The organism is Acinetobacter thutiue (assembly GCF_030385805.1).
GTDB classification, from domain to species: domain Bacteria; phylum Pseudomonadota; class Gammaproteobacteria; order Pseudomonadales; family Moraxellaceae; genus Acinetobacter; species Acinetobacter corruptisaponis.
Genome location: NZ_JAUDZE010000004.1, coordinates 266,177 through 290,823 on the forward strand (window position 1 = coordinate 266,177; position 24,647 = coordinate 290,823).

The 24,647-nt window shown below is 40.0% G+C and carries 11 protein-coding genes and 2 pseudogenes; 5 read left to right on the forward strand and 8 right to left on the reverse strand.

Going from position 1 to position 24,647, the window contains the following annotated elements; genetic code table 11:
- Positions 1-39: 39 nt before the first annotated feature.
- Positions 40-1,626, reverse strand: coding sequence for a CAP domain-containing protein (locus QTA56_RS11310; protein ID WP_267981052.1), 1,587 nt, complete (start codon positions 1,624-1,626; stop codon positions 40-42).
- Between the two features lie 29 nt (positions 1,627-1,655).
- Positions 1,656-2,264, reverse strand: a complete 609-nt coding sequence (locus QTA56_RS11315; protein ID WP_267981053.1) for a hypothetical protein — start codon at positions 2,262-2,264, stop codon at positions 1,656-1,658.
- Between the two features lie 1,608 nt (positions 2,265-3,872).
- Here QTA56_RS11315 and QTA56_RS11320 point away from each other — a divergent pair.
- Both QTA56_RS11320 and QTA56_RS11325 read left to right on the forward strand, forming a co-directional pair.
- The gene (locus QTA56_RS11320) at positions 3,873-4,217 is read left to right on the forward strand and encodes a hypothetical protein (protein ID WP_267981054.1); all 345 of its coding nucleotides are present in this window, start codon (positions 3,873-3,875) and stop codon (positions 4,215-4,217) included.
- Positions 4,204-5,055 (forward strand): annotated as a pseudogene (locus QTA56_RS11325) (hypothetical protein). The gene QTA56_RS11320 and the pseudogene QTA56_RS11325 overlap by 14 nt, the downstream one beginning before the upstream one ends.
- Before the next feature lie 153 nt (positions 5,056-5,208).
- On the opposite strand, the gene QTA56_RS11330 reads toward QTA56_RS11325, so the two are convergent.
- Positions 5,209-6,156, reverse strand: a complete 948-nt coding sequence (locus tag QTA56_RS11330; protein ID WP_267981055.1) for a MobA/MobL family protein — start codon at positions 6,154-6,156, stop codon at positions 5,209-5,211.
- A gap of 595 nt (positions 6,157-6,751) precedes the next feature.
- Here QTA56_RS11330 and QTA56_RS11335 point away from each other — a divergent pair.
- Positions 6,752-7,452 (forward strand): annotated as a pseudogene (locus tag QTA56_RS11335) (hypothetical protein).
- 248 nt (positions 7,453-7,700) lie between these two features.
- Positions 7,701-7,916 (forward strand): hypothetical protein, encoded by a 216-nt coding sequence (locus QTA56_RS11340; RefSeq protein WP_004996635.1) that lies wholly within the window; start codon positions 7,701-7,703, stop codon positions 7,914-7,916.
- Positions 7,917-8,183: 267 nt separating this feature from the next.
- Here the strand turns inward: QTA56_RS11340 and groL are convergent, their stop codons facing one another.
- From groL to QTA56_RS11365, 5 genes are all read right to left on the reverse strand, one after another.
- The gene (gene groL / locus QTA56_RS11345; RefSeq protein WP_004674885.1) at positions 8,184-9,818 is read right to left on the reverse strand and encodes a chaperonin GroEL; all 1,635 of its coding nucleotides are present in this window, start codon (positions 9,816-9,818) and stop codon (positions 8,184-8,186) included.
- Positions 9,819-9,877: 59 nt separating this feature from the next.
- Positions 9,878-10,168: a co-chaperone GroES gene (locus QTA56_RS11350; protein ID WP_000065579.1), complete on the reverse strand. Its 291-nt coding sequence runs from the start codon at positions 10,166-10,168 to the stop codon at positions 9,878-9,880.
- Between the two features lie 207 nt (positions 10,169-10,375).
- Positions 10,376-20,251, reverse strand: a complete 9,876-nt coding sequence (locus QTA56_RS18330) for an Ig-like domain-containing protein (RefSeq protein ID WP_267981056.1) — start codon at positions 20,249-20,251, stop codon at positions 10,376-10,378.
- A gap of 448 nt (positions 20,252-20,699) precedes the next feature.
- Positions 20,700-21,455 (reverse strand): metallophosphoesterase family protein, encoded by a 756-nt coding sequence (locus QTA56_RS11360; RefSeq protein WP_267981057.1) that lies wholly within the window; start codon positions 21,453-21,455, stop codon positions 20,700-20,702.
- Positions 21,436-22,374 carry a diacylglycerol/lipid kinase family protein gene (locus tag QTA56_RS11365; RefSeq protein WP_267981058.1) on the reverse strand — a complete coding sequence of 313 codons (939 nt, stop codon included), beginning with the start codon at positions 22,372-22,374 and terminating at the stop codon, positions 21,436-21,438. The genes QTA56_RS11360 and QTA56_RS11365 overlap by 20 nt, the downstream gene beginning before the upstream one ends.
- A gap of 396 nt (positions 22,375-22,770) precedes the next feature.
- Here QTA56_RS11365 and QTA56_RS11370 point away from each other — a divergent pair, with 396 nt between their 5' ends.
- Complete coding sequence (locus tag QTA56_RS11370; RefSeq protein ID WP_267981059.1) at positions 22,771-24,600, forward strand: phosphoenolpyruvate carboxykinase (GTP); 1,830 nt, start codon at positions 22,771-22,773, stop codon at positions 24,598-24,600.
- Positions 24,601-24,647 lie beyond the last annotated feature (47 nt).

Consider the following 24,647-nt stretch of genomic DNA (forward strand, 5'->3'; position numbering starts at 1 on the left):
CAAGGTTAAACATTAATCTTTTCATTTGATTGCTATCCTTTATTTTTCATCGACTTTAAACCAGTAAGAATATTCCTTTGGCTGACCATTCACCAAAACATTGCTGAGTTTGACATCGTAGATCACGTTCAGTTTTAAATCGTCAAAGTTAAACTGGATATGGTTAGGAACACCTATATTTTCATAGCGAATGTTGCTGATCTTTTGTTTAGCTCCACTACTTCGTTCAGTGACAACAACAGTGGCTTTGGCGTAATCCACATTTCTATTGGCAAAGAAATTCTTTTGATCGGTTAAAACTGAAATCGAGAGAATTGAACCCGCCATATAATATTTGGCTGGATAGTTGTGGTAGGGATAGGCAATCACACCGAGTGGTGCAGTGGTTGGATTGTCGAAGGGATAAACCACTTTGTAGGACGTACCGACCACATAAGGGAATCGGGTATCTTTAAATGATGGCGCATTAACTGAACCATACGCCGATTTTTGTAAGAAAGGATTCAGCATCCAGAGGCGATGCCCCACATCTCCTGCAAACAGATTTAATTTGTCATGCACCATATTTGTAATGCTTTCGGCAGGTGAATAGTCATATTTATTCTGTCTTACCCCCATTTCCAAACTACTGGTTTTTGCACCCACTGCACCAATATCTGAATAGCAGTTTGTGGTCGCTTCAGGGTAATGAGTCAAGATGTTGTTTGCCGCAAGAATCAGGGCAGTCTGCATCATCTCATCTTCATGGGCATAATCGTATGTAATACTTGGCAACCCATGCAAGGCACGAACCGTATTGAGCTCATGTAAAAACTCATTTCTAAACTTTGCTCTGAGCTTACCTGCATAACAGTTATTGATATCGGGTGCATCACCCATAGATGAAGCTTTAAACACATCAAAGCTGATGGTTTTACTCTCTGCTGCCAGTGTTTTAGCATCCCCCTCTTGAGTAAGTTTAAGGGTACATAACCCTGCACCAATCCCTTTGAGTTCCCCCTGACTATAGGTACAGGTTGATGAAGAAAGGCTGCTAATCGTGACAGGTAGTTTGGCACTGGATTCCGTATCCAGTGAATACACACTCTCCGTCAGGATATATTTGATTTTTAGTGGGGTAATGGTTTGCTTGAGCTTATTCACGCACACATTATTTTCTAGATATTGCTCAGCCGCACAACTCACATTGACGGTCATGCTGCTATTCAGTGCTAGAACTTTTGCCGTCCCTGCCTGTGTCAATACCAGATTACATTGACCGACTTTATGCGCTTTAAGTTCACCGCCACTTACACTACAGATGTTGGGTGTGTTACTGCTAAACGTTACTACTAGACCTTGATCTGTTTGCAGCGATAATGGATAGCGTTGACCTTGAATCAGCGTACTGAATGGTAGTGACTGAATATTCTGCACTACCTTGTTTTTACATACACCCTCTTCCAGATATTGGCTTTCAACACAGGTCACGGGCTTAGGGATTGGATTGCCATTATCTGGATTATCCGTTCCACCGCCATTGGATGAACTGGAATCTCCACTTGAACTACCGCCACCACCACATCCGAGCATTACAGTACTGATTGCCATCATCAGAACTGATGGCATAAACGTTTTTGAAATCATCTGATTAACTGCCTAGTATTTATATATTGTTATTGATAATGATCAGCCGATAATAATTGACGGATTTCACTGGCCATTTGAGGGCTACGCCAAGGAAACAGCACTTTAAGGCTGTAATTTGGCTTAAATTGATCCCGTGTTCCAATATTGACCTGAAACTCACGCTTTATCGGTGTCCGATGGACTTGTTGATTAACATGAGTCCCTATCATTGGGTTACTGATCACCGTGGTTGTCGTTCTGAAGCGGTCTTCAACCAGATTGTAATGACCCACAGAGGTAATGTAGTCAAATGGATATTTCACTAGACGTTGATCAGGCTGATCAAACAGGATGATGGTTTTGTCCCGACTGTTTATCCAGACACCACGGTTTTGATAATTAAAGGTTTCACCCTGACGTTTAAGCTGTTCGGTCATCCCATCAAAGTAGGTATTTCCATATTCATAGAGATAGTAAATGATCACAAACCAGAATAGGTCAAAGCCAAAGAAAAAGTAGCCAAACCATCCAAAAGAAAAGAGTTTGGCGATAATCAGAAAGATCACAATCGGCAGCACCACACATTTTAAAAAGAGCTTGGATTTCTGAGGACGGTTTTCGATTGGAATGATTTTAGGTTTCGTTAATTCAGTCATGGTTGTTCCCCGCATGTTCAATGCAATTTACAATCACCAGCAGATATAAGTATAAAAAGGTCTATTTTTTTATAGGCGTGATTTAGCCATCCACCGTTGGATTGTTCTTGTAAAATGTTTTTTTAATACAGACGAATAATAAAAGTTAGCCGTCTAGCCCCCGTTGAAAGGCACAACAGGATTGAACAGGTGGTGAAGCACAAATGAGAAAATATGAATGTGACATAACGAACTCCTTGAATCTAAGAAGCCCTGTCAATTACTGCTAAATAATGGTGACAGGACGAAAAGGGGTTAGCAGACTGGGATCCAAGGAACCAGCACATCACAAGGATGTCCCCCTTCCGCCCTATCATAGAGAAAAAGAGGGACGAGAGGGTTCACAAAAAATAGACGGACTATTTTCTGTGCCGGATCAACGGTCTGCTAAAACCGACTGACCATGAGGGCCAGCAAGTGCATGATAAAATTAAGTCTGTATTGAGTCAATCTGAAGATTACCACTTCAACAAAAGTGTGCTGAAACAGAAGCCAAACTGGACTAATTGTAATTTTTTGTATCCAAAGCAATTTAAATTTATTACAATTTTAAGTTATCTACTTAATCTTTAAATACAAATTGGAATTAGAATAAATATTTATTCTATTTTTATCAAATAGTTAATATTTTATTTTTGTCTTAGCAGACTGGGGTCACAGAAAGATGCCTTACTGGCATCTTTCTCAGCTTAGAACAATCTCGCCTTTCCTATAATAAAACTTTTAGTTCTTTCTTCTTTATATTTTTGACGAAAATCAAATCTCCTCTCTTATCCTATGCCAGCACTTTATCCTAATGATCAGTTAAGTCCTTGATTTTTTCCATAAGCTCAAATTGAACCCATCAATCCATTCATTTTGGTATATTGGATAAGCCTAAAATGAACTGTTCTTCTTTATTAAAATTAAAGAATAAAATGAATCAATAAATCTCCCAAAATTCACCTTTCCATATTGAATTCATTTATATTGATTTGGTAATGGTGAGGTCATTGCATTGGATGAGTCCACTTGCTACACAACCCGATATAAAAATGATTCTAGCAATAGCTACATCCAATCGATGGTGAATTCATCCCATTATTATACTATGAGCAATCACACTCGATTTTATGATTTACCATCTTCTACTCCTTATTTAGCTGATTGCCCAAAATGTGAAAAAGAATAAACATTGAACAATGACCATCGTGTATAAATACTTCTGACAACCAGTTTCCTAGCCGTCAGCAATCCAAAATATCTTCAGGTTAATCAATACATTATTTAATGTTAAGATATGTAAAAAGATTGAATTGGATCGTTGACAGGTTAAGGTATACCCAGCTAACCCAGTATTACACAGCAAAATCTGTGTTCAGGCGTGAGAACCTGATACAATCTAGGTGCAAATTAATGTCGCACTAGCGGCTATTTTTTTGTCTACTGTTCAGCAGTCATTATGGCAGCTTGCAGGGCAACCGTAAGGTTGGCTGATCCTAGATTCAGTATTCTCACCCCTGTCTTGCTGCCACCATTACCGTGAGAAGTAATGATGGTAAGTGTTAAAACTTATCTAGGACTACTGCTATGAACGCCATTCTTCATGGTGCAAACACTTGCACACCTAAAAAACAAGCCTCTCAACTTATTGTTGAACTTGGCAAATCTATTTCAAATCCTCAGCGTCAGACACTAGCCAATCTTTATATTGCTGTTGATACTGCAAATTCCTTGCTCAAAGAGCTTGAACAAGCACATCAGATCATCCGTGAATGTATGCATGAAATGAATGATGAGCAAATCATTGAAGTCGCAAAGCTTAATCAAAATAATAACCTCTCCTCTCTGTGGGCATTCCGTACGCATCAACGTCACAAGTTGATTGAGCGCGCACAGTGTGTGCTGTTTGGAGCTGGTCATGTCAAAGGCTAAGAAGAATAACAATCTTCTGATTTCGGGAGACTATCCTTTAATTGCTTCGCCTACGCTTGCAAAAGCGTATGGCGTTGCAGCCGCCAATTTTCTACAGAAATTGCATTATTGCTTAGAAAATAACGAGGGGAAAATTTTTAATGGAAAAAAGTATTGGTTCCATAGCTACTAACAGTGGCAAACGACGCTTGGCGTTTATAGCTTATCAACGATTAAACGAATTGTCGCAAAGTTAAAGCAAGATGGAATTTTAGTCATTGAAAAATTGGCACAAAATAAATGGCTACAAACTAATTTCTATAGGATTAACTATAAAAAATTGAAACAGCTCATGGCTGTGAACAATGAGCAAAGCAATCAGCCTAACGAGATCGTCCCAGCTCCCGATCAAGTCGTAGTCACACTACCTTTGGAGAAACCTGCTCAAGCCGTCCAATCATCCATGTTAATGAATTCAATTCAACAGAAATTTCAAAATATCAAGGTTAAATCAAATGTGGTTAAACCAACATTAAAAGTGGCAAAAGAATCCCTTCTGCGCCCCAACTTTGTCACGTGTGAATCTTATTCAGTAAAAGGATTGAGCCAACCACTCCACCCTACTGCATCAAAAGAAACGTTAGAAAATATGGATATGAATTACCGCTGCTTTTATCAAGCACTCAGGCAGCAACGTGTAGATATTGATTATGATGATCAAAGTATTCAACAACTCTTAAAGTATCAGAAGCGGATTCTTCAACATATTGCATATATCAAACAGAATTTTGCAGGACATGAGCGCTATCAATGGCATCAACTTGAGCAATTGCAAATGGAAAATTATTTAAAGAAGTAGGTCAAATCGTACTAAGACCAATTTCAAATGATCCATCTATTAAAGTTCATAGATGGATCATTTGATTAAATCAAAGGTTGAACAAAGACTGATTAAATCCATTGAACTTGCTCATCGGAGATAACCGTCCGTGGTCTTATGAATCATCATGAATTAGAGGTCAAAGTCATCTTTATCTGATTTTTCTAGAATATGATTACTTTCATGTTGCTGTTCATGTTTTTTAGATAATTCTAATTCATATTCTTTTTTATAAATTTCATACAGATTATTTTGACGAATTTCTTTAATCAACTTTCTATATTCTGCTACCTTTTCCTGATCTTCAGGATTAGCACTATAAAAAATTTCCCGAGGGATTTTAGGAACATCCTTTAACTTAGTTCCATATTTTTTATTATAATCTTCATTTGATAAGCATGATACTGTATTACTCACCTCTAATTTAACACCATAGATTTCTACCATTTTTATTGGTGCATATTTTTCTAAAAATTCATTTATTATTTCTTCAGTTTTTGTTCGGTAGTGAAATAATATATTACGACCAAATCCAAGCACATCAGCTGTAATTTTTAATGCACCGCCTTTATCAGGATTTTTTTGACGATATTGCTTAAAAAAATTTTCTGGGGAACGTTGAATATTATCCATCATACTTTTTTCTGAAAACAATAAATGTAAATGTGGCTGCGCTGAGCTTCCATCAAGAGCTGCAACATGATTATGAATTGCAATGGTAGATGGCATTTCATATTGACCACAAAACTCTTGCATTAGTCTTTCAGATAATTCTATACGGCGATTTTTATCCAATTCTTTTGGTAAAGCAATTGTAATGTGGGATGATGTTCGTCTAGTCACACTTGTATATTTATCTGCCGCATACCAAAACTGATCGGGATGATTATCGATCCATTCCGGCATATGATATGAAGCACAATATTCAAGCTCCTCAACCTTACTCTTATGCTTAGAAAAATATAAAGTACGAGTAATATAATGATAAGCACTTTTTGATAGTCGATATTTTGAATGATCGTCAATCAATTTCTTTTGACTATCACCTTTGACATTGTGGCATAAATGAAAATAATACATTTCTATCTCCGATATTGATTAATTTGGAATATCGGATCCTACAAAATTTTAAAAATTCATGATGAGTTTCGTGAAGAAAAATGAAAAAAACTTAAATTTCAATCAAAAAACACACATTCAATAAAATTGCACGAGTAACAAAACTCAAAAATAAGAGTAACAGACGATAAAAAACAAAAAATATCAATTTTTATAAATAAAAACAGTCATATAAGAGATTTATAAAATATGTGTAACAGAATCAAAATATAAGAGTAACACCCTTTGAAAAATATGAGTAACACCAATAAATCATATGAGTAACACCCTATAATCATTAATAATCATAGACTTAAAAATTAACAGGCTGCGCAGCACGAGGAGAAGTGTCTTTTAAATGAGAGCGAAGTGAAATTTAAAAAGACACGGATACGAGATATAAAAAATCTTTTTTGCATTCGCAAAAAAGATTTTTTATCTGTCCCACTATTAACAGCCATAAATTAACAGCTCAAATTAACAGAAGAGTAGTATTTTTTGAAAAACTCAACATATGGCGATTTTTTTTTAGACTCTGTGATATACCAACATTTTCTTAAATAAAGATGGTTTAAAAATGGCTAGAGTTAAATTAACAGTGAATGAAATAACTTTAAGAGTTGAAAAACACTTAAAACAGATAGCAAGACGTACTCATTCAGATGAGTTGGTGCTCCAATTAATTCAATCGAAAACAGCAAATCAATTTACCGAAGAAAACACAAAAAGATTAAAAAATAAATATCACAAAATTTTAGAATTACAAAAACTTGAAAAGTTAATAGACTTTATCTGCACAATCGCAAAGAGTGATCGCTCTGATATTGAAAATGATATCGTTGATTTTTGCGGATATGAAGAACACTTTTTTCAGACTGATGAAAAAAGAGAAATCGCATTAAAAATGTTAAAAAATTACAATAAAAAAATTCCCAATGAAATTAAACAAAAAGCACATGATGAGATTAAAAACTCTTTCAGAAATTCATATCAGCAAAGAAATCAGAAGATAAAAGATCGAAAGAAAGAAAATCATGAGAAGTTTTTTCTTGGCAGTGTGCTTATATCATTTTTAAAATCTAAAGATGTTGAAATGAATTATCTGGATATTACACTTAAGATGATAGAGCTTTATCAGACTAAAAATTATTTTAGTAAAGAATTATTTATAGAATCAGAAATTGACGAATTTAAATTTTCAGAGCAAGGTAGAAACTTTAACGATAAAAAAACATTATTTTTTCTGACCCTAAAAATCCTTTTAAAAATGAATTATAAATTAAAAGATAAAGCAGTATACGTTTAGCTCATTTATTTTAAATGAGCTGAGTAGTCAACGTTGTTATTACCTACAGCTAACAAAAGATTATTTACTGATATAATAAAAAAATAAGTTTTTTTGATTTTTTTAAACATATCTCATCTTTTTTTTGAGTTTTTAAACATATCTCATCTTTTTTTTTAATATTCTGATAGCCTTTATTTTAAGAGGTTTTCTCTTAAAACTTTATTGAAAGAGATATTTAATGGCTGTATCTATAGACCTAACTAATACCGAACGTCGAGTATCTACTGCCGAATTCGCTTTGCGCATGAATATTTCAGAAAAGGAGCTATATGATCGAATTAAAACTGGCCGCGTGACAAGACCAATCAAAGATGGACGTAAAAATTACTGGCTTAATAGCTATGTCCTTTCCTGTATTATTCATGAGGAAAACTCCATTCTTACGTCAGAATGAAATAGCTGTTGTTCTAAGTCAAAAACGCCTGATTTTTCTCAGGCGTATTTTTTCAATATTTTCATTCATCCAATAGTTAAATTCTTATCTAATATGATGACTTTAGTTTTTAAGAGATATAGTAGATCTATAAAATTAAAAAGGTCACAAATAAAATTTGTGACCTTTTTTGTAACAAACTCGAATGTGAGTAACATTATGAGTAAGTTTAACAAACTTGGTTTAAATATTATTAAATTACAATAACTTAAACTACATATGAGCGGTTTACATCATTCCGCCCATACCACCCATTCCGCCCATATCTGGAGCAGCTGGTTTATCTTCTGGGATATCAGTAATCATTGCCTCGGTCGTCAACATCAAACCAGCAACAGAAGCTGCATGTTCAAGTGCTGAACGGGTTACTTTAGCAGGGTCAAGAATACCCATTTCCAGCATATCGCCATATTCGCCAGTTGCAGCGTTATAACCGAAGTTACCCTCACCCGCTTTAACAGCGTTGATTACAACAGATGGCTCATCACCCGCATTGGCAACGATCTGACGAAGTGGCGCTTCAATCGCACGGCGTAAAATGTTGATACCTGCTGTTTGGTCTTCATTCGCGCCCTTTAGGCCATCTAATGCATTAACCGCACGTACCAGCGCAACACCACCACCAGCAACCACACCTTCTTCAACTGCGGCACGCGTTGCATGAAGTGCATCGTCTACACGGTCTTTCTTCTCTTTCATTTCCACTTCAGTTGCAGCACCAATTTTGATGACTGCCACACCGCCAGCTAATTTAGCAACGCGTTCCTGAAGTTTTTCTTTGTCGTATTCAGAAGTTGACTCTTCAATTTGCGCACGGATCTGTTGAACACGTTCAGCGATTTGCTCTGCATTGCCAGCACCATCAACAATCACAGTGTTTTCTTTAGATACGGTGATTTTGTGCGCAGTACCTAAATCTTGAAGAGAAGCTTGCTCTAAAGACATACCTACTTCTTCAGAAATCACGGTTGCGCCAGTCAAGATCGCGATGTCTTGAAGCATTGCTTTACGACGGTCACCAAAACCAGGCGCTTTCACTGCACATACTTTGATGATACCGCGCATGTTGTTTACAACTAATGTTGCAAGCGCTTCACCTTCAACATCTTCTGCAATGATGAGAAGTGGTTTACCTGTTTTAGCAACCGCTTCCAATACCGTGATCAATTCACGAATATTGCTGATTTTTTTATCAACAAGAAGAATGAATGGGTTTTCAAGTTCAGCAGTTAGGGTATCTTGCTTGTTTGCAAAGTATGGAGAGATATAACCACGGTCGAACTGCATGCCTTCTACAACGTCTAAAGCGTCTTCGAAGCCAGAACCTTCTTCTACAGTGATCACACCCTCTTTACCCACTTTTTCCATTGCTTGCGCAATCAATTTACCCACAGTGGTGTCAGAGTTTGCAGAGATCGAACCTACTTGTTCAATCGCCTTGAAGTCATCAGCAGGTTTAGCATTAGTACGGATATTTTCAACCACAGTTCTCACTGCGATGTCGATACCACGTTTCAAGTCCATTGGGTTCATACCAGCAGTTACTGACTTGATCCCTTCGTTTAAGATTGCTTGAGCAAGTACAGTTGCAGTTGTTGTACCATCACCTGCAATGTCATTGGTTTTAGAAGAAACTTCACGAACAAGTTGAGCACCCATGTTTTCAAACTTGTCTTTTAATGAAATTTCTTTCGCAACAGTAACACCATCTTTAGTGATGTGCGGTGCGCCGAAAGAACGGTCAATGACAACGTTACGGCCTTTAGGACCTAAAGTTACTTTTACCGCATCTGCAAGAACGTTTACGCCTGCAATCATTTTTGAGCGAGCTGAATCACCAAATTTTACGTCTTTAGCTGACATGTTAAACTCCGAATCTTTTTAAATACTTAATCTGATAATAAATGTGAGTTATGTGTCGATTAGCCTTCAAGCACAGCCAAGATATCTGACTCTTTCATAATCAAGAGTTCTTCACCGTTTACTTTTACAGTTGTTCCCGCATAAGTACCAAACAATACTTTGTCTCCAACTTTAACATCCAAAGCACGCACACCATTGTCAGTGATCTGACCATTGCCCACTGCAATCACCTCACCCTGAGATGGTTTTTCAGCAGCAGAACCTGGAAGTAAAATACCGCCAGCAGTTTTGGTTTCTTCTTCTACACGACGAATCACAACACGATCATGTAATGGACGAATGTTGCTCATAATTAACTCCATCAGACTTAGTCTTTTTTGATAAATTGTTATGACAAGACAAAAGCGCCATAACAAAATTTGATATGCCACTTTTGTGGGGTTAAAAAAAATGGCTTCAAGGGGTAAAAAGAATTTTTTTTATAAAAAAGATGCCTCAGGTTAAAAAAAATACAAAAAAGAGACCATTGCTGATCTCTTTTCTATCTTGCACGATTTCTAGATAATAAGTTGCTGATTTGCCAACAACTCATCCAGAGTGGTATGGATCTGGTTTAAGGTTACAAGTTGAACCTGTGGATAGCCATTTGCACCGCCATCACGGTCAATACTGATCACGGTATTGTCCCCATCCTGACTCACATTGATAAAGCCAGACAAGGAATCGACTGAACCATCACCCGCATAATCGGTTAATAGCTCACTCAAATCAATTTTATCTGCCTGTGAATCTTCCTGCACATTGCCAACATGGAAATCCTGCCAGCTATCGACCAGCCCATCACTATAGTTCAAGAGGTTATAGATGACCGTATCCGAACCTGCGCCGCCAAAGAAAGTATCGTGCCCACCACGTCCATCCAGAATGTTATCTCCTGTATTACCTGTGATGACATTATCCAGCCCATTGCCTGTAGCACTTAAATTCGCACTACCAACAAGTTCTAAATCCTCAACATAACGACCACTTTCCAAATAAGACTCAGCACTGGTTGGATCATTAACTGAATCATAGTGGTCCACCAGGCTATAACTGACAGAGCTAATAATCTTGTCATGGCCACCAAAGTCTACATCTCGATATCCCTGATCAACCAGTTGGTTTTCCCAATAACCGCCTTCAACCCATACATCTTCATAATGACTGGTGTCTACCCATACATCCTCATAATAGCCATCTACCCATTGCTGCTCATAATGACCATCTACCCATTGGTATTCATAATAACCATCACCAAACCACTCTTCTTCAACAAATGGACCATCAAGTGCATATCCCTCCTGCCATTGACCAGCACTATAGTCATAATAAGTACTGAAATAAGAATCATACGAACCGTCATCGGTATAGTAACGCACACCATATTGATCACTATAATAATCACGATAACGCCATTCACCACTGTCTACCCAGACATAGTCATAATAGCCCTCTACCCAGACATCCTCATAATGGCCCTCTACCCATTGCTGCTCGTAATGCCCCTCTTCAACCCACTGTTGTTCATAATAACCAGCACCTACCCAAACTTCTTCATAAGTTTCATAGTATTCAACAATATATTCCTGAACAAAATCATAAGTATGATCAACCTGATAGATGTTATCGGTATTATCTCCCCTCAACTGGTCTACGGTAATATGCGGAATTTCCGTCTGGTTCACCGTCACAGTCGGACTATGGTTTCCTGCACGATCCACCACAGTCACATCAAATGAAGTGGCGTTGTCATACATATAGATTTCAAAAGTTCCCTCATTCACTGCTGTTGCACTATTGGTATAAGGTTCCTGATCTGCAAAATAATAGGTCACTTCGACTGTGGCATTGGTTTCGGCATGGCCAGTCAGATAACCCCACTCATTTATTGCAAGTTGCGTTGCCGCATCTGGTGCTGTCGTATCATTCGTCGCAACAATAGTACTATCTGGACTTTCATTTTGGTTGCCGTCAACCACTTTTACAGTCAAGGTTTCGCCATGCCAGTATGGATACCATAAGTAGGTCGTGAACGTTCCATTAGCATCTACTGTAGTCTGCCCAACCTGATTGTTATCGGCATCAAAAATCTTAATGGTTAAATAAGCTTCTGCCTGTCCTGAAAGTAGTTGTCCATTTTCCAATACGAGTTCTGTTGCCGCTTCAGGCACAACATTATCTATTGGTGCAGTAATTTCGATATAGGCACTTTGGTATCCATTTTCCTCCACAACAACACGTAGGACTTCACCATTTGCCTGAGGTGAATATAACTGAATGTTAAAGTGTCCAAACTCATCCACCAAACCACTACCAATCGCATTGCTTTGTGTATTCACAATACGGACGTAGCCATTTGGTACTGCATCGCCCTCAATAAAGAAGCCATTTTCAGACACCACTACATTTTCGGCTGGGTTCGGTGCATTGCTATCCGCATTAAAACTAATGCTGAATGGGTTGCTCACGTTTTTTGCTAAGTCCGTGGCTGTAATAAAGAGCTGTTCACCACGCAAGATTTGTGGATAGACACTGAAATTGAAATAACCTGTCTCATCGGCCTGATATTCGCCTCGAAGATCACCATCCGCATCCACAATCTTAATGGTTGATTTAGGTTCTGTTTGTCCAGCAACGGAATAGCCATCCTCACTGATCACGACATTTTCAACAACAGGAAGAATATCGTCCAAAGGTGCAACGATTTCAGTAATTGGGCTATATTGGTTTGTTGATAAATCAACAACACGGACTTGTAATGTCTGCCCCTGTAGATAATAGTCATTTAGCTGAATACTGAATGTGCCATCCTCATTAACCAGTGTATTCCACCAACCACTATCGACACGCTCACCAGCCGCATTGGTCACCACAATATAGAAACCTGCTGTTGCCATACCTGTTAGAACATGCCCCTCGGCATCAAGCACCAAGTCAATCGCCGCCGCTGGTGTATCCACCAATGCAGGCAAAAGCTTGTAGACAGGATCACTGCGATTTCCAGCGGCATCTTTCACCACAATACTTAACTCTTGTGACTGGTATTGGCTCAGGTTAATCAATTGACCAAAGGAACCATTATAATTCACATAAATCGATGTAATGACTGCACCATATTTGTCAATAACATCAACCATTGCATTCGGCTCAGCTTCCCCAGAAATCCATCCTTCAGGTGTAACCGTGACATTTTCAGCGGCTAGAGGCGCAATGTCATCATTTAATGCAATAGCGGTTACTGGATTACTTTCATTTTCCGCACGGTCAACCACAATAAAGGTGAGCTCCTGACCATCCAGGAATACCTGATTGAAAGAACCATAAACATTACCGTCACTATCAGTGTACCCCTGTCCGACCTCATTGCCCTGATACAACACTTTAATGGTGCTATTGGCTTCGGCAACTGCGGTAAAATTCAAGCCGTTTTCATTGAAAATAATATGCTCAACATCCAGTGGGTCAGGTTTAACCTCATCAATTGGGGCATCAATTGTTGCGACTTCACTGATATTACCAGCACGGTCAGTGACAGTAACCTTTAAGGTTTCACCATGTAGATAGTAGTCATTTAAGTTGATTCTAAATGTGCCATCTACCTGCACAGTGATATTCGCCAACCATGCAGTTACTGAGTTTCCATTGGCATCAGTCACCTGAATGGTTGCGTACGGCTCCGCTTTGCCAAGCAGAATAGAACCAAAACCACCCTCAATCAGTTCAAGATCAGTCGCAACCGCTGGAGCATCACGGTCAGTCAGGGCATTTTGATTAACTGTGTCACTTTCATTCTGTGCACGGTCAACAACGATAAATGAAAGTTCCTGCCCATCCAGAAATACCTCATAGAAATAACCAGATACCTTGCCCTCACTATCTGTGTAACCACTGCCAACTTCATTCCCCTGATAAAACACTTTCACCGTGCTATTGGCTTCGGCTGTTGCAGTGAAGTTACGCCCATCCTCATTAAACTCAATATTCTGGATTGGTTCAGGATTAGTATTATCCAACGGCGCAACAATTGTGGCTTTTTCGCTGACCAAACCAGCACGGTCAGTGACAGTGACAGTTAAGGTTTGCCCTTTTAGATAGTACTGGTTGAAATAAATCTCAAATGTGCCATCAGCCTTGACATTGTTGTTCCATTGATAGACAAGGTTATCATCCTGATCATAAACCTGAATGGTGGCATTCGGTTCGGCTGTACCTGTTAAGACTGAACCACCATTCTCTTCGATCAAGACAAGATTTGTTGCTGGATCAGGTATAGAGTCATCATTTATCGCATTCAATGGCACTTCAGCACTTTGGTTTCCAGCACGGTCAAATACGATAAATGTGAGTAACTGACCGTCCAGATAAACATGATCGAACCAGCCTGAAACATTTCCCTCACTATCCGCATATCCAGTACCGACCTGGTTGTTGTCTATATCGTAAACCTTAACAGTACTATTGGCCTCGGCCTGGGCTGTAAAGTTCAAACCATTTTCATCAAAAACAACCTCATCAATCGGTTCAGGATTCGTATTGTCCGTTGGCGCAACAATCGTTGCACTTTCACTGACATTATCAGCAGCATCTGTCACTGTTACCGTTAAGGTTTGTCCTTTTAAATAATACTGGTTCAAATAAATGGTAAATGTGCCATCAGCATTAACATTGTTGTTCCATTGATGGATGAGGTTATTATCCTGATCATAAATTTTAATGATGGCATCAGGTTCCGCTTTACCTGTTAAAATCGAACCACTGCCACCCTCACTAAGTTCAAGCCCTGTCGCAGCTTCAGGTCGGGTCACATCACCCAATGCAACGACATTCGCTTCATCACTCTCGTTCCCTGCACGATCACGCAATACAACCGTGAATTCTTCATTATCAACATAGGATTTGTCGAGTTGCAGACTAAATTCACCATTAGCATAGCTTTCAGTAGTTCCAACCAATAACCCATTTTGATCAAATACATTTACCTTTAAACCAGCAGCTTCGGTCAAGCCTGTTAAAGTCCAGCCATCTTCACTGATGAATAAATCGGTTGCGATTTGAGGCTTCAAGGTATCCACCACAACCGTTTCAATCGCTGTCTCTACGATATTGCCCGCAACATCGGTTTCAATCGCCTTAAACTGATACGTTCCATCTGCCAGATTTGTCTGTTGTGCTGTAGTGGTTATCCATGTCAATCCACCATCTGTAGAAACCTCATAATGATCAGTAATCGCAGCTTCTTCTCCAATTACGATTGGATGTAAAGACTGCAAATCAAAGCTGTTGTCTTGAGTAATTCGGTCAATTGCTGACGCACCAGTGTCATTCAAATTGCTAAATGTTAAGGTTCCTGCAACAGGTGGTGTATTATCCACAACAACAATTGGAGACAGGGTCTCTGCACTATTACCTGCCTTGTCAGTTACAATTGCCTTAAATTGATAATGGCCATCGACCAAATTGCTTTGTGCAATATCAGTATTAACCCATACACCATTATCTTTAGAAACCTGATAAACGACCGTTGTTCCTGCCTCCTGTCCCGTTAAACTTAGGTCAAAGGCTTGGTCTTTGGTGATGTAATCTGTAGCCAAAATACCTGTATCATTGAAATTTGCGAAAGCTAATGTTCCAGTTACGGGTGCAGTATTATCTACAGTCACAATTGGGGATAAAGTTTCAGCACTGTTCCCTGCAACGTCTGTCACAATGGCCTTAAACTGATACACACCATCTGCCAGATTACTTTGTGCTGTATCAGTATCAACCCAAGTCTGTCCACCATCGACCGATACTTGATAGACAACAGTTGTACCCTGCTCTTGCCCAGTTAAACTTAAATCAAAAGCTTTATCCTGTGTAATTCGGTCTGTGGATGAAATACCTGTATCGGTCAAATTGTTAAATGACAGTGTGCCTGCTGCTGGTGGCGTATTGTCCACAGTTACAATTTGAGAAAAGGTTTCCGCACTATTTCCAGCAACATCAGTCACAATCGCCTTAAACTGGTAAATGCCATCAGCCAGATTGGTTTGGCTTGCAGTCGTTGCTGTCCATGCACCATTATCTTTGGACACCTGATAGACAACTGTCGTTCCTGCTTCCTGTCCTGTTAGACTTAAATCAAAAGCCTTATCCTGTGTAATCAGGTCAGTAGATGAAATACCTGTATCAGTTAAACTGCTAAATGACAGTACGCCTGCTGCTGGTGGGGTATTGTCCACAGTCAATTTGGGTGATAGTGTTTCCGCACTGTTCCCTGCCACATCGGTCACAATTGCCTTAAACTGATAGACACCATCTGCCAGATTGGTCTGGTTTGCAGTGGTATTGGCCCATGTACCATTATCTTTAGATACTTGATAAACAACAGTGGTTCCAGCTTCACGCCCAGTTAAACTTAAATCAAATGTTTTGTCCTGCGTAATCAAGTCTGTAGTTGAAATACCTGTATCTGTCAAATTACTAAATGACAATGTGCCTGCCACTGGTGGAGTGTTGTCCACCGTTACCGTTGAAGACAGGGTTTCTGCACTGTTCCCCGCAACATCGGTCACAACCGCCTTAAACTGGTAAACACCATCTGCCAGATTGGTTTGGCTTGGTGTCGTTGTTATCCATGCACCATTATCTTTAGATACCTGATAAACAACAGTAGTTCCTGTCTCTTGTCCCGTTAAACTTAAATCAAAACTCTTGTCCTGCGTAATCAGGTCTGTAGATGATGAACCTGTATCACTTAGATTCGTGATTGATAAAGCTCCTGCAACTGGTGCTGTATTATCAACCGTAACTTTGCTAGATAACACCTCTGCACTGTTACCCGCCTTGTCAGTCACGATTGCCTTAAACTGATACACACCATCTGTCAGGTCCGTCTGGTTTGCGGTGGTATTGGTCCATGCACCATTATCTTTAGACACCTGATAGACAACCGTAGTTCCAGCCTCTTGTCCTGTTAAGGTGAGATCAAAAGCCTTGTCCTGTGTAATCAAGTCTGTAGATGATGAACCCGTATCGGTTAAATTCGTAAATGAAAGCGTGCCTGCAACTGGTGCCGTATTATCAACCGTAACTTTGCTGGATAATACCTCTGCACTGTTCCCTGCAACATCGGTCACAATCGCCTTAAACTGGTAAACACCATCAGTCAGGTTGGTTTGGCTTGGTGTCGTTGTTGTCCACGCACCATTATCTTTAGATACTTGATAAACAACTGTGGTTCCTACTTCTTGGCCTGTCAGGCTGAGATCGAAGGCCTTGTCCTGTGTAATTAAATCCGTAGAGGACAAACCCGTATCTGTCAAATTAGTGAACAACAGGCTGCCAGCGACTATCGTGTTGTCTACTGTTATTTTTGAAGATAATGCTTCTGAGCTATTACCCGCCTTATCCGTTACAATCGCTTTAAACTGGTAAATTCCATCTGTCAGGTTGGTTTGGCTTACCGTTGTTGTTGTCCACGCACCATTATCCTTGGATACTTGATAAATGACTGTTGTTCCAGTCTCTTGTCCTATTAAGGTGAGATCAAAAGCTTTGTCCTGTGTAATTTGGTCAGTAGCTGATGAGCCTGTATCCGTTAGATTGGTAAATGAAAGCATGCCTGCAACTGGTACAGTATTATCAACGGTTAATTTGGTAGATAATACCTCTGCACTGTTACCCGCCTTGTCAGTCACGATTGCCTTAAACTGGTAGACTCCATCAACCAGGCCACTTTGTTCTACACTGGTATCTGCCCAGACACTGCCATCTTTAGAAACCTGATAAATAACAGTGGTTCCCGCCTCTTGCCCTGTTAATGCCAAATTAAAGACTTTATCTTTTGTAATACCATCTGTATCAGAAACACCTGTATCATCTAAATTAGCAAAAGATAATATTCCTGTAGCTGGTGGAGTATTATCTACTGTGATTTTTGTTGATAAGGTTTCTGCGCTGTTTCCTGCCTTGTCAGTCACAATTGCCTTAAACTGATAGACTCCATCTGACAGGTTCGTCTGGTTTGCAGTGGTATTGGTCCAAATCCCACCATCTTTAGACACCTGATATTGAATTGTGGCCCCTGTTTCCTGCCCTGTCAGGCTTAAATCGAAAGCCTTGTCCTGTGTAATTTGGTCAGTAAATGACGAGCCTGTATCGGTAAAATTGGTAAATGACAGGGTTCCCGCTATCGGTGCTGTATTATCAACGGTAACTTTTGCAGATAGCACCTCTGCACTGTTTCCTGCCTTATCGGTCACGATCGCCTTAAACTGGTAAATTCTATCTGTCAGGTTGGTCTGGTTTGCTGTCGTTGTTGTCCACGCACCATTATCCTTGGATACTTGATAAACGACTGTTGTTCCAGCCTCTTGTCCTGTTAAGGTGAGATCAAAATTCTTGTCCTGGGTAATGCGGTCAGTAGATGATGAACCTGTATCGGTTAAGTTAGCAAATGAAAGAACACCTGCAACTGGTACTGTATTATCAACCGTAACTTTGCTAGATAATACCTCTGCACTGTTTCCCGCCTTATCAGTCACGATCGCCTTAAATTGATAGACGCCATCTGTCAAATTACTTTGTTTGGCGGTTGTATTGCTCCATACTCCACTATCTTTTGAAACTTGATAGATGACAGTCGTTCCAGTTTCCTGCCCAGTTAAGCTGAGATCAAAAGCTTTGTCCTGCGTAATATGATCAGTTGCCAAAGCACCACTATCAACAAAATTAATAAATGATAAATTGCCAGCTACTATCGTGTTGTCTACTGTTATTTTTGAAGATAATACCTCTGAACTGTTACCCGCCCTGTCAGTCACAATCGCCTTAAACTGGTAGATACCATCTGCCAGATTATTTTGATTTACAGTAGTATTAGTCCAGACCCCACCATCTTTAGAAACCTGATACATAATCGTTGTATTTGCTTCCTGACCTGTCAGGCTAAGATCAAAATTCTTGTCCTGGGTAATGCGGTCTGTAGATGATGAACCAGTGTCTGTTAAGTTGGTTAGGGTTAAAGTACCTGCCGCTGGTACAGTATTGTCCACTGTTACTTTCGGTGACAGAGTCTCAGCACTGTTACCCGCCTTGTCAGTTACAATCGCCTTAAACTGATAGACACCATCTGACAGATTCGTCTGGTTTGCAGTTGTATTGGTCCAAGCTCCTCCATCTTTGGAAAGCTGATATTTAACTGTACTACCTGTCTCTTGCCCCATCAAATTCAGGTCAAAGGCTTTATCCTGCGTAATTCGATCTGTAGATGAAGTACCCGTATCTATTAAATTGGTAAAACCCAAGGTGCCTGCAACTGGAGCTGTGGTATCAGGTGCAGTGATACTTGCCACTGTACTTTCGTTACCTGCTGAATCCTTGACAGTCACATTAACCTGTTCACCGTTACTCAATGCATTTGGCAAAGTCACACTAAACTTGCCATCAGCACCTACCGTTGCCTTAGCCAGCTCTTTACCTGCCGCATCTTTCACAATCACGGTACTGCCAGCTTCAGCCTGTCCAGTAATAGTTTTGCCATCTTTATTATCAGTAAAAGTACTCTCTGGCTTCGTTGGTGCGGTTGTATCAGGCGCAGTGATACTCGCCACTGTACTTTCGTTGCCTGCTGGATCCTTGACAGTCACATTAACCTGTTCACCGTTACTCAATGCATTTGGCAAAGTCACACTAAACTTGCCATCAGCACCTACCGTTGCCTTAGCCAGCTCTTTACCTGCCGCATCTTTCACAATCACGGTACTGCCAGCTTCAGCCTGCCCAGTAATGGTTTTGCCATCTTTATTATCAGTAAAACCACCCTGAGGCTGAGTTGGTGCTGTGGTGTCTGGAAGATTATCCTTTTTATCACTTCCTCCACTGACGGCGGCACCAATGGCTCCAGCACCAGCAAGTCCACCTGCAACCAAAGCCCAAGTGGGTACTGTAGTCGCGGCGATAGTACCTGCCGTGGCCGCACTTGCTGCAGCACCTGTAGCTTCAGGTACAATTGCGGCTGGTATCTCAGGGTTTAGGCCAGCAGCAGGAACAATCGAACTATCAGGAACCACAGCCTCAGGTGGCACACCATCCAGTACCAGATAATCATCTATAGGTTGCTCTGTAACCTCATCCTCAACAAGTGTTGCCCATAAGCTTTGCCCATCCTGTAAGGGAAGTTGTAGAAGCTCCTGAACAAAAAAACCCTCTAAAACAACTTGAGTGCCATCTATTAAATGTACAACCGCGTTATTTCCCACCCGCACAATTGAAGAGACTTGTTCTGGATGAATCTCAAACTTTGCCATTAAGCGTTGATCTAAAGGAATTGCTGTTGATTGCCCAGTTGCTATGACCTCAGATTTAGTTGTTGTTTTATGAATACTTTTATCCACCAAGTATATACGTGTCATTTTGTCACCTTTCAGCATGCAGAAATCGCAAAAGTACTTATATTTATTACTTTGTGCGTATGTATATGTTATTTAAAATGATTATTTTTCCAGTTTTAGAGTTTTCCGATATCTTACAAATGAAGAATTTGGGGAGCAAAATTTCATCAACTCTCAAAAGATTTTATGTATTTTTTTGTGGCAGTTATATTCCTCAAATGGGGAATAGACTGACCTGTATTAAGAGATTTTTCCAGTTAAAAATCGACTGATAATTTTAAAAAAAATCAACACAATATTCTGATATTTAAAATATTAATATTTTTCAAGCATTCAAAAATCAAGTCTAATATGCTTATTTTTATATCAGTGTAAGGAACTCATAATTTAAAGATATTTAATAAGTTATGTTTTTCATATAACAGGATAGATTTAAAAGATTTAGCCAAACTTTTCATCTTGTTTTCTATTATAAGTTTTTAAACATTCCCAAGCGTTCATCAAACCAATAATGCTCAATCTTTCCATTCTCTAAAATGGCATTAAAACTATTGGTTGAGTCATGGTGTAAACGGCTCGAAATTGCGGTGCCTGCATGAATGTCATAGATGGGATGATTGACATTTAACTGATAAATCTTTGTGAGATCATATACTGCTGTTTGATGTAAATGCCCATGCAACAAGCCAAACAGTCCCGTTTCGCCCCAGCGTTCCAAAGCAATCTTTCCTAAAACAGGACAATCCTTATCGTCATGCTGATCGGGAGATATATAAAAAGGCTGATGAAAAACCACCAGCTTTATTTTATTTGAGGGTGCATTGTTTAACTTTTCATAGGTTTCATGAATTTGTTCCAGGGAAATATGTCCCCGCGTGTGGTAACGCCGCCGAATACTGTTTACCCCCACAATATAAAAATGCTCAGTTTCCAGCGTTGTTTCCAGGCGACCAAAAAATGCCTGATACAGTACAAAAGGGGAAAAAAATCGGTTCCAGACCTGATACAGAGGGATGTCATGATTTCCTGGCACCACCAAATAAGGCAGTGACAGGGAATCCAGAAATTGTCGGCAAGCATAGAACTGCTTAAAGCGGGCACGCTGGGTTAAGTCCCCACTCACCACAATCGCCTCTGGCCGATGCTGTTGGCAAAACTGCTGTATGGCCTGAATACATACTTCTCTTTCAGTACCAAAGTGTAAATCAGACAGGTGCAAAAGCATTTGGCACCATTACCTTTAAAGCCGATTTTTCAACTGAGAATTTTAGGGGAGTCTGCATTTCCATCAGTTCTCCATCCACTGCCACAGTGAGCTTTTTCTTTTTACACTCCACCTGAATCTGTTCAGCACAGAATGAATAAACGTCGGAAGCCTGATCAATTTTCCCCTGAATCAGTGTCCATAACATTTTCAGCAAGCTTAGCCGATCACTTTTAGCCACCACCACCCCTGCCAGCTTTCCATTGGCAGCACATTCCGCAATCCTCAGCCTCATGTCACTGAGTTGAAGCTGGTTATTGCCAAAGAAAACCAGCGGTGTTGCAACAGGATATTTTTGTCCATCTACAGTGACCGCCAGTTTTAACGACTTATGTTCACGCAACAGCACATCCAAACCCGATGTATAGGCATTCAAGGGGAAACGGCCAAAACGCTGGTTATATAATTCCCGTTTTTTTATAAATAAGGGATATAAACCCAGACTGGCATTATTCAGGTAAATCTGGTCATTCAGGATGGCAACATGAACCTTATGTTCAATACCTGTGGCAATCACCTCCGCAGCCAGACCCAGATCAATTGGGATATTCAGGGCGCGGGCAACATAATTAAATGTCCCTAATGGCATGATTCCCATTGGAATATCGGTATGCATCAATTTTTTGGCAACCGCATTCAAGGTGCCATCCCCTCCTGCCGCCACCACAACACCACGCGAATCGGCCTGCTGATGTCTGGAGAGTACCGATGTCATCATTTCATCAAAATTAACTTGCTGATTTAACTCAAAAACTTGGATTTCAAATCCATATTGTGTCCAAAACGTCATAAGACGTTCATATTGCTCATCTTGTTGTGCTGCATGAAAACCTGATTTTTGATTATAAATGAGGGATAAAGGCCGTAAATTTTGACTCATACAACTTAACCTGAATAAAGTTAACAATCTTATTTTTGTTTACAAAATCAACAAATAAAAGCTTGTTTATGTAAATTTTGAATGAACCTCATTCATATAATCAATAATAATTCTCAAAAAATCATAATATTTTAAAATATTGTTTTTAAATATAATTTTTAATAAAAATAACACATATAAAAAATTCAAATAATAACTCAAAAAACGATCAAATCAATTAAAAACAACTACCTATATATAAATATACATGCTTGCATTAACAGATTCTGACATTCTTTAGTCTTATTTTTTTTATGATTTTATGCTTTAATACAGCCACTTTTTTTACTTCATCTATCTTACTGTCATCCAGTAAATGGAACTTGTACGTTGTACACACTTTAAAAAGGCATCACCATGACCCAAGTGAACGCACCAGAATTCGTTCGTCACCCTAAGCTAATTGCATGGGTGGAAGAAATTGCAAAACTAACCAAGCCAGCAAAAATCGAATGGTGTGACGGCAGCGAAGAAGAATATCAACGTCTGATCGACTTGATGATCGCTAACGGCACCATGCAAAAACTTAACCAAGAAAAACATCCTGGTTCTTATCTTGCAAATTCTGACCCTTCTGACGTTGCTCGTGTTGAAGATCGCACTTATATCTGCTCTCAAAACAAAGAAGATGCTGGCGCAACCAACAACTGGGTTGCTCCTGCTGAAATGCGTGCAAAATTAAATGGATTATTTGACGGTGCAATGGAAGGCCGTACCATGTATGTGGTTCCATTCTCAATGGGACCTTTAGGCAGCCACATTGCCCACATTGGTATTGAATTAACAGACTCACCTTACGTTGCGGTTAGCATGACCAAAATGGCGCGTATGGGTAAAGCAGTTTATGACGTGTTGGGCACAGATGGCGAGTTCATCCCATGTGTACACACTGTTGCAGCACCATTGAAAGATGGTCAAAAAGACGTTGTATGGCCTTGCAACCCTGAAAAATATATCGTGCACTATCCAGAAACCCGTGAAATCTGGTCTTATGGTTCAGGTTACGGCGGTAACGCGCTATTAGGTAAAAAATGCCTTGCATTACGTATTGCATCTGTCATGGGCCGTGAACAAGGCTGGTTGGCTGAACACATGTTGATTTTAGGCGTGACCAATCCACAGGGCGAAAAACATTATATCGCGGCGGCGTTCCCGTCTGCATGTGGTAAAACCAACTTTGCAATGTTGATTCCACCAGCTGGTTATGAAGGCTGGAAGATTGAAACTGTAGGTGACGATATTGCTTGGATTAAACCAGGTGAAGATGGTCGCTTATATGCAATCAACCCAGAGGCTGGTTTCTTCGGTGTTGCACCAGGTACAAATACCAAAACCAACCCGAACTGTATTGCAACAATGCATAAAGACGTGATCTATACCAACGTTGCCGTGACTGAGAATGGTGAAGTATGGTGGGAAGGTCTGACCAAAGAAGTCCCAGCAAACCTGATCACATGGAAAGGTCAGCCATATGTTGAGGGCGAAAAAGCAGCACATCCAAACTCACGTTTCACTGTTTCTGCTGGTCAATGCCCATCTATCGACGCTGACTGGGAAAATCCAGCAGGTGTTCCAATTTCCGCGTTCATCTTCGGTGGTCGCCGTGCAGACACTGTGCCTTTGGTATCAGAAGCATTTGACTGGGTGGATGGTGTTTATAAAGCAGCAACCATGGGTTCTGAAACCACTGCTGCGGCAGTTGGTCAACAAGGTGTTGTCCGCCGTGACCCATTTGCAATGCTTCCATTTGCTGGCTACAACATGGCTGACTACTTTGGCCACTGGTTACAATTAGGTAAAGAAGTTGGTGCGAAAGCTGAAGCTGCTGGTAACAAGCTGCCAAAAATCTTCAACGTAAACTGGTTCCGTCGTGACGCTGAAGGCAACTTCGTATGGCCTGGTTTCGGTCAGAACATGCGTGTTCTTGAGTGGATCATTGACCGTTGTGAAGGTCGTGCAGAAGCAACTGAAACACCAATCGGCCTAGTTCCTGCTTATGAGCAGTTAAACTGGGAAGGTATCGACTTCTCTAAAGAGCAATTCGACACAGTGACAACTCAGGACAAAGACCAATGGATCAAGGAACTTGAAAGCCACACTGAGTTATTTACCAAACTGGGTGACCGCTTACCTCAGGCACTTAAAGATCGTCAGGCTGAATTATTAAACGCGGTTAAATCTGCTTAATATTTCAGATACATTAAAAGGTCGCTTCGGCGACCTTTTTTTTGGTT